11 protein-coding genes are annotated in these 13,312 nt (G+C 44.5%); 4 read left to right on the top strand and 7 right to left on the bottom strand.

Going from position 1 to position 13,312, the window contains the following annotated elements:
• The first annotated feature begins 85 nt into the window (after nt 1-85).
• The gene (locus tag V5G28_RS25650) at nt 86-667 is read left to right on the top strand and encodes a DUF1997 domain-containing protein (protein WP_332995934.1); all 582 of its coding nucleotides are present in this window, start codon (nt 86-88) and stop codon (nt 665-667) included.
• Between the two features lie 376 nt (nt 668-1,043).
• On the opposite strand, the gene V5G28_RS25645 is transcribed toward V5G28_RS25650, so the two are convergent.
• The 4 genes from V5G28_RS25645 to V5G28_RS25630 all read right to left on the bottom strand — a co-directional run bounded on the left by V5G28_RS25645 (nt 1,044) and on the right by V5G28_RS25630 (nt 7,752).
• Nucleotides 1,044-1,778 (bottom strand): ribonuclease HII, encoded by a 735-nt coding sequence (locus V5G28_RS25645; protein WP_332995807.1) that lies wholly within the window; start codon nt 1,776-1,778, stop codon nt 1,044-1,046.
• A gap of 33 nt (nt 1,779-1,811) precedes the next feature.
• A complete protein-coding gene (locus tag V5G28_RS25640) occupies nt 1,812-3,902 on the bottom strand; it encodes an Rne/Rng family ribonuclease (protein ID WP_332995805.1) in 2,091 nt (696 codons plus the stop codon).
• 710 nt (nt 3,903-4,612) lie between these two features.
• A complete protein-coding gene (locus V5G28_RS25635; RefSeq protein ID WP_332995803.1) occupies nt 4,613-7,288 on the bottom strand; it encodes a TIGR03960 family B12-binding radical SAM protein in 2,676 nt (891 codons plus the stop codon).
• A gap of 98 nt (nt 7,289-7,386) precedes the next feature.
• Nucleotides 7,387-7,752 (bottom strand): STAS domain-containing protein, encoded by a 366-nt coding sequence (locus V5G28_RS25630; protein ID WP_332995801.1) that lies wholly within the window; start codon nt 7,750-7,752, stop codon nt 7,387-7,389.
• A gap of 464 nt (nt 7,753-8,216) precedes the next feature.
• Between V5G28_RS25630 and V5G28_RS25625 the strand changes: the two genes are divergently transcribed.
• The gene (locus V5G28_RS25625; RefSeq protein ID WP_096568057.1) at nt 8,217-8,423 is read left to right on the top strand and encodes a hypothetical protein; all 207 of its coding nucleotides are present in this window, start codon (nt 8,217-8,219) and stop codon (nt 8,421-8,423) included.
• 835 nt (nt 8,424-9,258) lie between these two features.
• Here the strand turns inward: V5G28_RS25625 and V5G28_RS25620 are convergent.
• Nucleotides 9,259-9,621, bottom strand: coding sequence for a hypothetical protein (locus V5G28_RS25620; RefSeq protein ID WP_332995797.1), 363 nt, complete (start codon nt 9,619-9,621; stop codon nt 9,259-9,261).
• A 225-nt stretch (nt 9,622-9,846) separates the two neighbouring features.
• On the opposite strand from V5G28_RS25620, the gene clpS reads away from it, so the two are divergent.
• Both clpS and V5G28_RS25610 read left to right on the top strand, forming a co-directional pair.
• Complete coding sequence (clpS, locus tag V5G28_RS25615) at nt 9,847-10,128, top strand: ATP-dependent Clp protease adapter ClpS (RefSeq protein ID WP_041036514.1); 282 nt, start codon at nt 9,847-9,849, stop codon at nt 10,126-10,128.
• Nucleotides 10,129-10,150: 22 nt separating this feature from the next.
• Nucleotides 10,151-11,002, top strand: a complete 852-nt coding sequence (locus tag V5G28_RS25610) for a CPBP family intramembrane glutamic endopeptidase (protein WP_096568055.1) — start codon at nt 10,151-10,153, stop codon at nt 11,000-11,002.
• Nucleotides 11,003-11,054: 52 nt separating this feature from the next.
• On the opposite strand, the gene V5G28_RS25605 is transcribed toward V5G28_RS25610, so the two are convergent.
• Together V5G28_RS25605 and V5G28_RS25600 are read right to left on the bottom strand one after the other, a co-directional pair.
• A complete protein-coding gene (locus V5G28_RS25605; protein ID WP_332995794.1) occupies nt 11,055-11,693 on the bottom strand; it encodes a pentapeptide repeat-containing protein in 639 nt (212 codons plus the stop codon).
• A gap of 71 nt (nt 11,694-11,764) precedes the next feature.
• On the bottom strand, nt 11,765-13,162 hold the full coding sequence (locus V5G28_RS25600) for a DICT sensory domain-containing protein (protein ID WP_332995792.1): 1,398 nt from the start codon (nt 13,160-13,162) through the stop codon (nt 11,765-11,767).
• Nucleotides 13,163-13,312: the final 150 nt, after the last annotated feature.

Below are 13,312 nucleotides of genomic sequence, written 5' to 3'. Positions count from 1 at the left end.
TCATTTATTAAGTCATAACCAATGACTGATAACATAATTTCTTAAGAAAATATTACAATTATTTAACAGATATTTTAATATGCTCATGCCTACTCGGTTTACTGCCTCTCAATCGGTTGAAATTGCTATCCCAGAGCAACCTATTCCAATTCAACACTACTTGCGTCAGCCTCAACGCTTGGTTAACGCTTTAGTTGACCCTACTCGTATTCAGCAACTGAGTACGGAAATTTTTCGCTTGAAAATGCGTCCTCTAAACTTTATGTCGCTCAGCATTCAACCAACTGTAGACATGAGAGTCTGGGCTGAATCAAATGGAACGGTTCATGTGCGATCGCTAAGTTGTGAAATCCTTGGTATAGAGTATATCAACCAACGCTTTGCGTTAAATTTAAAAGGGCATTTGTCTCCTGAGCAGCAAGGTATTAACACCCTATTAAAAGGAAGAGCCGATTTAGAAGTGTTAGTAGATTTACCACCGCCATTTTCTTATATGCCCAAGCCAATATTAGAAGCAACAGGCAGTGGTTTGCTCAAGAGTGTTTTGTTGACTATTAAGCAAAGATTACTACATCAACTCCTAGCAGATTATCGCCGTTGGGTAATGTTGCAAACGCCAGAAAAAGGGCTTGGTGATCAAAGTATCCCCATCTTCAATCCGGAGTAGTTATTGGAAGGTTTTAGTATTTTTTAACACATTTGGTTGCCAAAACCACAGACTTAAGTAGATATACGCAAATGTAAATACAGCTTTGACAAATTTGTGACTTTATGGTTATTAACTGGGTTCGAGCGCTCACAGGTAGAATCTTTACCAACTTGTCGCAATTGTGTAGTAAAGAAATTTGTGTTTATCTGTATAAATCTGTGGTTACATGAGTTGTAAAAAAATAACCATCCTTATGACATAACTTACACCTCACTCTATAACGAATTGAAAATATGCCCTACGGATAAGCTAGGTGAATCAGCAGCTTGAGAAGAGGAATTTCCTTTCAATTATCTTGCGAAGATACTGCCTGCAAATCAAATGTGCATAACTCTTACCTATCAGGAACTGAAATTATTTGTTTTTTCTTGTTTGTTTGAGAACACTGTGAATCAGAACTGAGTACGGTCATCTGACAAGGACGAAAGGACGTGCGATGTAATGGTGAAGGTCCGTACTGTTGTAGTGCCATCAGATGTCGTTTACTTCCATAACCCTTGTTGCGTTCCAAGTCATACATAGAGTACTTTGAGGCAAGGCGAAGTATCAGATCATCACGCCAAACTTTAGCAACAATGCTAGCAGAGGCAATAGCAACAGAGCACTCGTCCCCCTTGACTATCGTTTGTTGCGACAGTGGCAAGTCTTTTACTAACTGATTGCCATCAATCAAACATAGAGCAGGCTGCACCTTTAGCTTGAGAATAGCCCGCTTCATTGCTAGCATCGTTGCTTGGAGAATATTCATTTGGTCAATCTCGGCTGTTGAAGCAAAACCGATTTTCCAGTCAATAGCCAGCGCCCAAATGAGGTGCGCTAGCTGCACTCTTCGAGAACTAGACAGCTTTTTACTATCTTTAATTCGGGCTGCTATGAGTTCTGGCAAAGCCGTATCTGGTAGTATCACTGCTGCAGCCACTACAGGACCAAACAGAGAGCCTCGCCCCACTTCATCCACGCCTGCAATCAGCCCTTCAGTGCTTGAGTGCGTGGAAAACTCCAGCCACCTCATCTCTTTCATGGGTACTGGCGACTCAATAGAAGCGACAGCTTGCTCCGGTTCTATCATAAGTTTCTTAACTTTCAAATCCAGTGGATTTACTTACTCCACAGAGGAAGAACGGCGGCGACGGCGGCGTTTATCGCTTAAGTTGCTGCTAGCTTCACTTTCATCCGTCATCAAGTCAAAATCCTGTCGCTCAGTTACAGCTTCTGGCTCGGGTTCGCTTGGTGGCTCAACTACTGTGACAACAGCGCTTGCTCTTTCAGAGACAGGTGCTCTTTCAGAGACAGGTGCTCTTTCAGAGACAGGTGCTCTTTCAGAAACAGGTGGTTCTGAGGTTGATTCAGTCGCTGGAGCAGGGTTGTGCCCAGGTAAGGTGACGTTGATAATCACAGACTTGGGATTTCTGACCTCCCGACCCAACTTCTCTAACGGAGAAACTCCCATCTGGGCGTAGACATCCTGTTCCTCGGGGGACATTTCTACAGTCACAATTTCTGGTGGTTCTACCACTGGCTTGACTAGCTCTACCTTAGTCACTTTGCCACGCTCGGCTCTATCACCCCAAGAAGGTTTGCTAAAACTGGGTGGAGGTACTTCTGATGGCGCTCCTTGTTCCACGTCGTCATCCATTTCCAAGTCTGGCTCGTTCAGAAACGCCAGGGGGTTTGCCACAATCCGTGGCTCATCTTTGCCATTTCCCCCGTTTACCCTCTCTACGCGAGTGCTGCGGCGGGTACGACGCTTTCTGCTGTCGCCAATTTCTTGATAGCTGGGATGATTAACCAGACCCGAGGCACTCAAGTCATTGTCAGTCTCGTATGCTTCTCCATATCCTTCATAGGTTTCCCGTGGTTCAACCGATCGAGCAACTGGCAGACGTGGTTCCCTATGAGGCACGGAGGATACAAGGCGCTCTGGTAATTCTGTTGGTGCTAGTGGTCGGCTTTCTGTTTCTCCAGGTAAATGGACAGTATGCCCTAAACCACCACAAGTGGGGCAAAGTTTACCAAACAATTCGTAGATGTTTTGACCTTGACGCTTGCGGGTGAGTTCAACCAAACCCAACTCAGTAAGTTGGGCAATCTGAGGACGAGCTTTGTCTGCTTTGAGTGCTTTATTAAAATGTTCTAGAACGTGTAGTTGGTCACGCCGCGATTCCATATCAATAAAATCAACGACAATCACCCCCGCAATATTCCGTAGCCGCAACTGACGGGCAATTTCTGTGGCGGCTTCGCAGTTTGTCCACAAAACAGTTTCCCTAGCAGTTGCCGATCGCGTGAATGAGCCAGAGTTGACATCTATGACTGTTAATGCTTCTGTCGGCTGAATAATAATGTAGCCTCCAGAAGGTAAGTCTACTCTGGGTTTGAGCGCTTCTTTAATTGCAGCATTAATACGGAAGTACTCTAATATCGGAGCGCGATCGCGGTGATGGTCGATTAACAACCCTTGTGGTGTTTGCCCGCCACTCCAGTTCTGCAAGTACTGCTTCACCCGCTTCAAACCAGTACTGGAATCTACTACAATCCGATTGACATCTGCGCCGTACATATCCCGCAGCACGCGCTGGATAAAATCATCGTCCCGATTCAAGAGCGCTGGGGGACGTGTTGATTGCGCTTCTTGTTGAATTGCTTCCCATTGCCTTTGCAGCGATTCTAAATCTTCGATAATCGCTTCTTCCGGCTTGCCCTCGGCTTCGGTACGAACCAGCAAACCCATTCCTGCTGGTTTAATTAAAATTGCCAGCGCACGTAAACGGTTGCGCTCGCTTTCACTTTTAATCCGACGTGATAAATTTACACCCCGACCGTATGGCATCAGCACTACGTAGCGTCCGGGTAAGGTGATGTTTCCCGTGAGCCTGGGCCCTTTGGTACCCGTTGGCTCTTTCATCACTTGCACTAATACTTTTTGCTGCGGCGTTAATAATTCTGTAATAGCTGCTGCTGTTCGCCTCAGCCTTAATGGTCCTAAGTCAGTGACATGAATAAAACCATTGCGCTCTGGATCACCTATATTGACAAAAGCTGCATCTATCCCAGGTAGTACATTCTCCACAACACCTAGGTAGATATCACCAATTTGATGATGACCTGTGGCAACAACGAGTTCTTGTATTTGGTCTTCCGAAAATACTGCAGCAATTTGATGCTGTTCCGCGATGATAATTTGTTTTGGCATTCAATTATTTTCCTCAAGAACTGGCAGCACAAACAGACTATTTGGGGGTTTGTTATACCTCTCGCCCCGACAACAAGTCCGCTCATGCGCTGCTTTTAAAAATTGCGCTTCTTCGCTCAAACTTAGGGAGCTATTTACGCGCTCGACTGCGTTTACACTGTTGATTCTTCCAGAACGGCTGCATATTATTTAAGCAATTAAATCATCCGTTCGTGGTTAATTTTTGATCCAATACCCTTTTCCTGGAGAGTCCTGAGTCCTGAGTCCTGAGTCCTGAGTTGTGAGTCATAAAGTCTTGAGTTCTGCGTAATTTACACTCAGCACTCGCGCTTTCGTTACTCAACACTGTCTCAGCACTCGCGCTCTCGATACTTGGCACTACATTGTGGATTGGGCGTTCAAATTAGTTTTAAAAATCATAGAATCAGAGAAGCCGACGAACCTTGCTGTTGGTAATTGCTGATTCACGAGCTTTGAGCTTAAAGAGAGTGTTATTTGATCTGCCTGGTGTTTGTCTGGGATAAAAAACCCGCGCTTAGTTTCACTTCTTTTATCTTTGCTTTTGCGCCCTGAGTACCAGGGTAGTGAATCAGTTTACTCAATGCAGCGCCAGAAAATTTCTCTTCATCTCATTCTAACGCAACCTTGTCAAAAATCAATTTCCAAGATGTGCTAAGAGAGGGCAACCACAAGCAAATTGCCCCAAGCGATTAAACTCCCAAAATCAGCCGATTTCGATGAATTTGCAGCAGATGAAAATCTGTACCTGCTACTTGTTCTAGCATAGAGAGGATTTGTTCGGGACGCAATAGCACCCCGTCATGACGACAGCTGCCCACATAACGCAGGATAACTGTAGACTCTTCCTGATGCTCAGGGCGTTTTGGTAACTCAAATAATTCTAACTCAAACAAGCGATCGCGCAGATTTACCAACTGAGTTTTGCCTGACTTGGTTGTGTGTTCCCACAAAATCTCATCTTGGGCTTTGATGGCGTCAATCCAGCTTTCCCATTGTATCGGTGTCGCCTCCTGCTGACAAGCCACGGTGATTAGATACTCCGCAGCCTCTAGAAGTTGGTTAGCCGAACTCGCTTTTAAATCGAGCTGTTCCACCTGATATATAGGAATGTCTAACGGCAAAGCCTCACTCAGTTTTTGGCGGAAAGTTTCCACATCAACTGGCTGTGTGAGTTCAAAATCCACAATTTCACCACTGCTTGTAACTCCCAAAGGCAAGGCATATGCAATGGAAATGCGGGGGGTAGGATGAAAGCCACCAGTAAAAGAAACTGGCAATCCTGCTCGCCGTACACTTCTATCAAATAGGCGCATCAAATCTAGATGACCTACTAAAGCCAAACCGCCCAGCTTACCAAACCAGACACGCAGCCGTTGTGTTTTGGTAGTATTCGGGACAAACTCACCAGCAAATTCCGGGATAGAAGGCGGCGAAATAACAACATTATGACCAAAGTCAGTGCCGCAGACACCACAGTGAGAACAACCTTCAAAAGAGCAATCTGGTACAGTTGCCGCTTCTAAGGCACGTTGCAAGTCTTCCTTGAGCCATTTTTTATCAATACCAGTGTCGATGTGGTCCCAAGGTAGGGGGGCGTCGAGAGAGGATGAGGGGGATGTTACTTCCTCATCTTGTTTCCCAAACAAATTCCACTCGCCTTTCTCAACTAGGCGGTATTTCCAGTCTAAGCCAGCTTCCCTAATGGCTTGTCCCCAAGCACTAAAAGCTTTTTCGACACTATCATACCAAGAGTCCATGCCTGCCCCTAATTCCCAAGCACGACGGACGACTGGGGCAAGAGAGCGATCGCCTCTGCCAATAAAATCTTCCATTGCTGAAATACGGACATCGGTGAAATTCACCTTTGCTCCTTTGACCCGCCGGAATGCTTGCCGCAGTAATGCTTGCTTGCGCTCAAACTCAGCAGTGGAAACCGAGTGCCACTGAAAAGGCGTATGGGGCTTGGGTGTGAAGTTAGAAATGGTCAAGTTAAATGACAGCGGTCTTCTGCCTTTTCCTCGACACTCCCGTTGTAACCAGCTGACTGTTTCCGCAATGCCTAACACATCGGCATCGGTTTCACCAGGCAAGCCGATCATGAAATACAGCTTAATTTTATCCCACCCTTGTTCCCAAGCTGTTTTTACACCCCGCAGCAGTTCTTCGTTGGTCAAACCCTTGTTGACTATGTCCCGCATCCGTTGGGTTCCAGCTTCTGGAGCAAAAGTCAGTCCCCCTTGCCGCGTACCGCCTAGGATATTGGCAATATTTTCATCAAATCTATCAACTCGTTGGCTTGGTAGAGTCAGGGAAATATTTTCATTTTTTAAGCGATTTTTTATTTCCGTCCCTACTGCTGGCAAGGATAAATAATCAGAACAGCTCAGGGATAGTAAAGAAAATTCGTTGTAACCGGTTTGCCGCATTCCGGAATCTATCGCTTCCACCACATCCGCTGGTTCCACATCCCGCGCTGGTCGGGTGAGCATTCCTGGTTGGCAGAAGCGACAGCCGCGAGTACAACCGCGCCGAATTTCAATTACCAACCGATCATGCACCGGCTCGATGTAGGGTACTAGCCCAATCGAATACGCTGGTATTGGGGTTGCAACCCGCCGCACAATTCGTTTTGGGACATTTGGGTGGTTGGGATGAACCGAACCATCAGAAGCCATGTCGTAAAACTGCGGAACATAAACGCCTGGTATCTGCGCTAAATCCAGCAATAATTCTTTACGGCTTAGCCTAGCTTTTTTCCCCTCTTCCAACACTAAGCCAATTTCTGGCAGCAGTTCCTCGCCATCTCCTAAAGCAAAGAAATCGAAGAAGTCGGCGTAGGGTTCAGGATTGGATGTCGCCGTCTGTCCCCCAGCAAAAATCAACGGGTAACTAAAGGATGGGGGGGATGAAGAAGATGTTGCTTCCTCATCTCCCTTATCTGCCCTTTCCTCCGCCTCTTGGCGTTCTCGCCAAGTCAGAGGGATGCCAGCCAAATCCAACATTTCTAGAATGTTGGTTGCTCCCAGTTCATAACTGAGGCTAAAGCCTAAAATGTCAAAGTCCGTTAGCGATCGCCTTGACTCTACGGCAAACAACGGTGTTTTTGTTGTCCGTAGTTTTGCTGCTAGATCCGGTCCTGGTAGGTAAGCGCGATCGCATAACTGGCGCGGTTGGGAATTCAAAATATTATAGAGAATAATATGCCCTAAGTTGGATGCACCTACTTCATAAACTTCTGGGTATGTCAATACCCAGCGGATCTCTGCCGTATCCCAAGGCTTGTGAATCGCTAAGAGCTCGTTACCTAAGTAACGAGCTGGTTTTACAATATCCGATGTGATTAACTTTTCAACTGCAACAGCCACTGTGGTATCTTTTCGCTACCTTAATTACAGCTACTCACCTCCAACATTAGCATTTATTAGGTGTTTCAAGAGAACTACTCGTTTCCCTTAAGACTTTTTTAGGCATAAGTCACTGTTGCTTCTTGATTTGAGAGGTAAACAGCTTCAAACGCGGCTTTCCCTTCAAATATCTCAAAAACCCTATCTACTTGGGTCAGTTCAAATATAATTTTGAGTGACGGTGAAACCGAGCAAAGGCTGAAGCGCCGTCCTAGCTTTTGAGCCAGTTTGAGCGCAGACACTAATGCCATCAAGCCTGCACTATCTAATGATTCTACATGCTCTAAATTCACGAGCAAGATAGAAATACCATTTTGTGCTAGCGCTTTTGTTAATTTGGTTTCAAATTCTAAAGCGTTTTTGGCATTTAGGCAGCCGTGAGGACTAATAACAGTTATTTTTGGATAGTCTAGTACTGCTTGCATCGTTACATCCTATTAAAGTTATCGAACTTTAAAGTTAGATGTATTTGAACATAAACTTTTTTTTCTCACATCGACCATTCGTATTACGTCTCTTTGCTGAATCTTTATTGCTATTGCGTTACTCTTTAAAGATTGTCATAAACGCAAGAAATTTTGTGTTTAAATATACTTTTTTTACTTCTTAAACAAATATAATCTCCACAAGCAGCCGCACAGGTGAGGATGAATAGCTGGTTCTAGTTATAAACTTTATTTATCCTAGAATTCTATTTGATTTGTATTCAAATCCCTATCAAGCTAATAACTTTACGTTATCACTTGATTATTGCTAGACAGTTGGCTCAATAGTGAACCATGTCCTCAAATAGCTGTGATCCAGGTCACCGCCACAGGGGTGTTCAGATCACTTTTTATACCAAACGTTACCCTTGATAATGACTACTTATATAGTTGGTGTAATCGCTATGAGAACAAAATACTCTATTCGTCTATTGGTAGAAAAAGCTCTCGATATTAAAAAGTTGACTCCTGAAATTGAAAATGAAATTAACTCAGAACTGACCGAAATGGGTTATATTTCTGACGTGGACTACGAAGCCTTGGAACTATTAATGGCAGAGATGGACGCTGGTCGCATTCAGTTGGTTTCAAGTCTAGGCTTGTTATCCTGAGGGTTTGGCATTAGAGTTGCCTTAAATTGAGTTGATTTCAATAAAGACTAAAGTCATGAAACTTCAATATAAGCAACAGAAATTATACTAACAATAGCGACGAGACTTTAGCCGCGTCACTGCTCATATTTTTTTGTAAGATTAATTTGTAAGATTAATTATATATTTGATTGCAGGGGGTAAACCGAGAAGAGAATGGTTCCCCATTTGCATTAATCACTAGTTATCCCCATGTAGTTTGCGCGACGCTTAGAAAAAATTCCTCTCTACTTGTTCGCTGAAATTAACAGCAAGCAGGATGAACCTATTGTTGAGGGAGTAGAGATTTTTAATAAGGCAACGCTTAGAACCTGAAACAGAAATTATCTCTTCCATTAGTTCCAAGGAAGCCATTTACAATACATTTTTACTTTTTTCCGGGTCTAAGATTGGTTATTTTCTTGCTATGCGCTGGCTATGGCTGACGTCACGCCTTAAGGCTATCGGGTACGTGTTCTAGCCTATGGCTTGCACCGTAAGTCCTGCAAAGAGGCGACGCCGTAGGCAGTTTGTTAAATCGGTACTCTTTTACCGACAAGGGAGTAGCTTTCGTTCAAATGGGAGATTACACCCTGATAGCAGAACTAGGTTATCCCGTCTACCGTACATATATCATTTTTACTGGTAGTAAACTTTTTGGCATGCCCCTAAAGATAGAAAATAAATTTTTGCCTAATCTCAATAATATTCCTTCTGAAAGATGCAGCCATTCGCTAGTGTTCATTAGGGGACTGAGGATTGGATCGGCAAGAATTTACCCATTCCCCAATCCCTAGCCCTGAGCGAAGTCGAAGGGCTAATCCCCAATCCCTAATCCCCCTTTTTGTGCTTGCCAAATTTGGTGAATAAAGTGATTGAATTGTTGCTTGGCAACACTAGTCTGTCCAGGTTTTGGTTCTTTTAGCAAAACCTGACTCAAAAAACTAATAACTTCTGTGTCTAAGGCAGGTTGAAATAAATTGACAGACCAAAGCAGGTCAGATGTATCTCGCAGGTCAGTGATCAGCGGCGGTTCTTGGGTAAAGTTGACTAGCAGTAAAGGACGCACCCAACACAACTGACGAGAAACCACGACTTGAATGACTTCTGCATACAGCTTTATGTCGCCATGCTCTAAAGACACAATTTGTCCTGCTTGAAACTCCAAGGTCATCTCCATAGTCACACGGCTTAAGCGACAAGTATATTTTTATTGGTGATTCAATTTTAAGGGGATGGGGTGTAGAGGCGCAGTCAAACCTGTGCAGCCATCAGTCTAAAGTAGCAAAAAATTTGACTACCCCGTTATTTGCGTGTCTATGCTATAAAATGAGTTAATAAGTGTTAAGGAATATTTGGACAAAAATTCTGTTGTAGTAATTCATTCACAAAAGAGCAAAGAACAGTGTCTGTCGAAACCATAGAGAAGCGTTCAACATCCCGCAAGCTAGCGCCTCGGTATCGCGTTTTGCTCCATAATGACGACTACAACCCTATGGAGTATGTGGTGCAGGTTCTACTAACCACAGTACCGAACCTCACCCAGCCTCAGGCTGTTAGTATCATGATGGAAGCCCATACCAACGGGCTAGCCTTAGTCATTACTTGCGCTCAAGAACACGCCGAGTTCTATTGCGAAACCTTGAAAAATCATGGTTTGAGTAGCACAATTGAACCTGAAGAATAAAAGGTTATAGGCAATAGATAGGTTGTTCAAAACAAATCTCCTCCGTTTGTCCCAGTACCCTGCCCCTATTAGGCTGGGTGCATTTATATTGACTTTGTTGGTACTCTGGCTGCCGTTTGCTGCACCAATTTACTTACTCGTACGTGACACCAATTTAGTCAGTATATTGACAATGGTGCTGCTGTATGTTGAGTTTATCGTTCTACTGAGGTTATGGGGCAAGTACGTCTACAATCAACCTCAGTTGCTACGATATTATGGCTTAGAACTGACGCGACTCAATGGTGTAGAAGTGGTACGCGGTTTGGCTATTGGGATAATTGGCGTTCTGATTTTGTTTGGGTTGCAAGGTAGCTTAGGTTGGTTAGTGTGGCAACAACCCAAAGTTTTTTTTCTTAAACTGATTTTAGAGAGTTTAATTGTTGGCTTGGGCATTGGGTTTGCTGAGGAATTATTATTCCGAGGTTGGTTGCTGGATGAGTTGCAACGGGATTATAGCAAAAGTGTTGCCTTGTGGGTTGATGCGATCGCTTATGCGGCATTACACTTTATTAAGCCGCTGGAGGCAATTATTCATACACTACCGCAATTCCCAGCCTTAGTCATACTAGGGTTAACGCAGGTATGGGGAAAGCGTTGGCGTAGGGGACGCCTCGGTTTACCCATTGGATACCACGCGGGTTTGGTTTGGGGTTATTACATTATTAACGTGGGCAATTTGATTACGTATACAAAAAAAGTGCCAGAGTGGATAACTGGAATTGATCGCAATCCACTAGCAGGGGTGATGGGTATATTACTTTTAAGTGCGATCGCCCTCAGCGTGCGAGGATTCCTCAACAATGGACAGATTTCAAAGAACAACCCTGGTTAAATTCACCTATATAAATCTCATCTGCTGAAGGTGCTTGCTGTTAATTAGCCTTTTACAAAGCCATTTCCAAGACTGTTCCCACCACGCATGCTCGCTCCAAATTCACTCCACTTACATTAGTACCGTGTAATTCAGCACACAATAAGTTTGCCGCCGTCAAATTCGCACCCGCAAGATTCGCCCCCCGTAAGTCGGCTTCTTCCAGATTTGCCTCACTTAACAATGCCCCTTGCAAATCTGCACGACTCAAGTCTGCACCTTTGAGATTAGCCCCAGTCAAGTTCGCGCCTCGCAAGTCAGCACCTCGAAAGTCAACACCCTGCAAGTTGACATTCATCAAATTAGCACCGCTCAAGAAAGCACCAACAAAGGACACTTCAGTGAGTCTTGCTCCCATTAAGTTCGCGCCACGTAAATTGCTACCCCGCAAGTCAGCACCCGTCAAATCTGCTTGCATCAAATTTGCTCCCATCAAGTTCGCCCGCAAGTCGGTTTCTACAAGGTTGGCTCCCATCAAATTGGCACCTTCTAAATGTCCACCTTCGAGTTTGGAACCTGTAAAAGTTGTGCCGACAAGGTGAGCGCCAGCAAAATTGATGCGATTTAAGTCAGCATTTGATAAATCTTCGTCTTCTAAATTTACTCCTGGCAAGTCTTTGAGTTTTCCTGACCGAATTTCGTCAACATTCATATAAATTCTACGCTATTTAAGATAATTACATTTCGCGCAAAGACGCTAAGGAAGTCTTTGCGCTTTGATTATTATTGCCTGTAACTGCTCTTAATCTCTCCACTCTTAGTTTCGCTATCTAGCCTACTATTAAGTAGCCACATACCAGTACTAACTTTGGGTGTCATCAAAGGTAAGTCGAGTCCCTGTTGCAAACCCATAACTAATAAAGCTAATGTATCTACAAGTTTGGGGTCAAAGCGATACGATTGTAATTGTTTGCACTCTTCTAAAGCTTGAGTAAATATTTCCTCGGGGCTTAACTGAGAGGTTTTTTTCTGATTAACCCGCCACTGGAAATCTGCTACTAATGCGAGAATTCTTGACTCTAAGGGAATTTCATCTCCAGCTAACCCCGCTGGCTCGCCTGTACCATCCCACCACTCGCTTTGATGTGTAAGAATTTGTGCGATCGCCCGCAGTCGTGGCATTGTTCGCAGTACCTGGGTTCCTGGTACTAGAGGACAAGTCAAGGGACAACAGGGTGCATCTTCTTGGTAGCGGGTGGAACTACCAGGAGAAAGAACGCTTTGGGCTCTTTGCAATGGATCTATACGTTGCAGCAACCCGGAAAGCCGTAGACGTTTCGTTTGCCACGCGGGAAGATCCAAAAGTTGCCCCATTGTTTCTGCTAGTGCTACCACTTCCGCTGCTGCCATTGGATTGGTAATATCGGCAGCATCTATCATTTGCGCCATCCGTAAAAATGCTTGGATTTCGTTGGAAACCAAATTCCGATCCAGTGCTTGGTGGCGAGTCGTTGTGGGGACAGATATATTTACTTGCCCCGTTTGAAGGTAATCTACTACGAGGGAAACCACTGCACTCAAGTCTTCCGGTGTGGCAAGCCGTGGCTGCATTCTGTTTTTGTGTGCCTTAAGTTCTTTTGCCAGTTCTGGGTTGTAGCTTTCGATGTGAGAAATTGCTAATTCTGCTGTTTCTTGGACTAACTCCGGTTCAAATGTCCATAAACCGTAGAATTTTCGCTCTACGTCGGATGCAGGTAATCCGGTGGAAGCATAATCAGCTTGTGATAATTCTTGACAAATTACCATTGCTGTGTAATTTTGTGATAATATAATCAAATGCCACTCCTGCGCTACCGGATCGGCTGGATCTATGGCGACTAGGTTCACATTGGGCAATTGGCTTGTAGAATGTTGGGCAAAGCTTGCATCCGGGGCTGCCATTATAGCAATTTGGCTGGCTTTTTTGGCGATATCTGCGTATCTTTCGGCTTCTTGCAGATACCACTTTCCTTGTTGGAAGGCTGTGATGACTAAGGGTGTACCTTCGTCTTTTAATATGTGGTCTTCCAAAGCATGGCACAGGGAAACCAGTGTGTTTTTATAGTAAACGCCGTATTGAATTGGTCTTTTACTATGGCGATGAGCTGCTTCTAGTTTTTGTAAAATTGAGCCTTCTAACATGGGGATAGGATTTTTAAACGTAGACGTGTAGCGGCGTGCCGCAGGCTACCGCCAAGGACGCCAAGGACACCAAGGAAGCAGAGGAAGTGATGAGGGATATGAGGAAGTCATTTTTTCCCCTTGTTTACCCGTAGTCACCATGTCCCCTGG

This window comes from Scytonema sp. PRP1 (assembly GCF_036697665.2).
Classification (GTDB): domain Bacteria; phylum Cyanobacteriota; class Cyanobacteriia; order Cyanobacteriales; family Nostocaceae; genus Kalymmatonema; species Kalymmatonema gypsitolerans.
This window is presented reverse-complemented; position numbering and strand designations above follow the sequence as displayed.

Bases quoted from the DNA above. Each gene is read 5' to 3' on its own strand.
- V5G28_RS25630 (WP_332995801.1), bottom strand. From the start codon at position 7,752: ATGCAAGCAGTACTAGACTATCCAAAAATAACTGTTATTAGTCCTCAC.
- V5G28_RS25620 (WP_332995797.1), bottom strand. From the start codon at position 9,621: ATGGAGATGACCTTGGAGTTTCAAGCAGGACAAATTGTGTCTTTAGAG.
- V5G28_RS25650 (WP_332995934.1), top strand. From the start codon at position 86: ATGCCTACTCGGTTTACTGCCTCTCAATCGGTTGAAATTGCTATCCCA.
- V5G28_RS25600 (WP_332995792.1), bottom strand. From the start codon at position 13,162: ATGTTAGAAGGCTCAATTTTACAAAAACTAGAAGCAGCTCATCGCCAT.
- V5G28_RS25605 (WP_332995794.1), bottom strand. From the start codon at position 11,693: ATGAATGTTGACGAAATTCGGTCAGGAAAACTCAAAGACTTGCCAGGA.
- V5G28_RS25625 (WP_096568057.1), top strand. From the start codon at position 8,217: ATGAGAACAAAATACTCTATTCGTCTATTGGTAGAAAAAGCTCTCGAT.
- V5G28_RS25645 (WP_332995807.1), bottom strand. From the start codon at position 1,778: ATGATAGAACCGGAGCAAGCTGTCGCTTCTATTGAGTCGCCAGTACCC.
- V5G28_RS25640 (WP_332995805.1), bottom strand. From the start codon at position 3,902: ATGCCAAAACAAATTATCATCGCGGAACAGCATCAAATTGCTGCAGTA.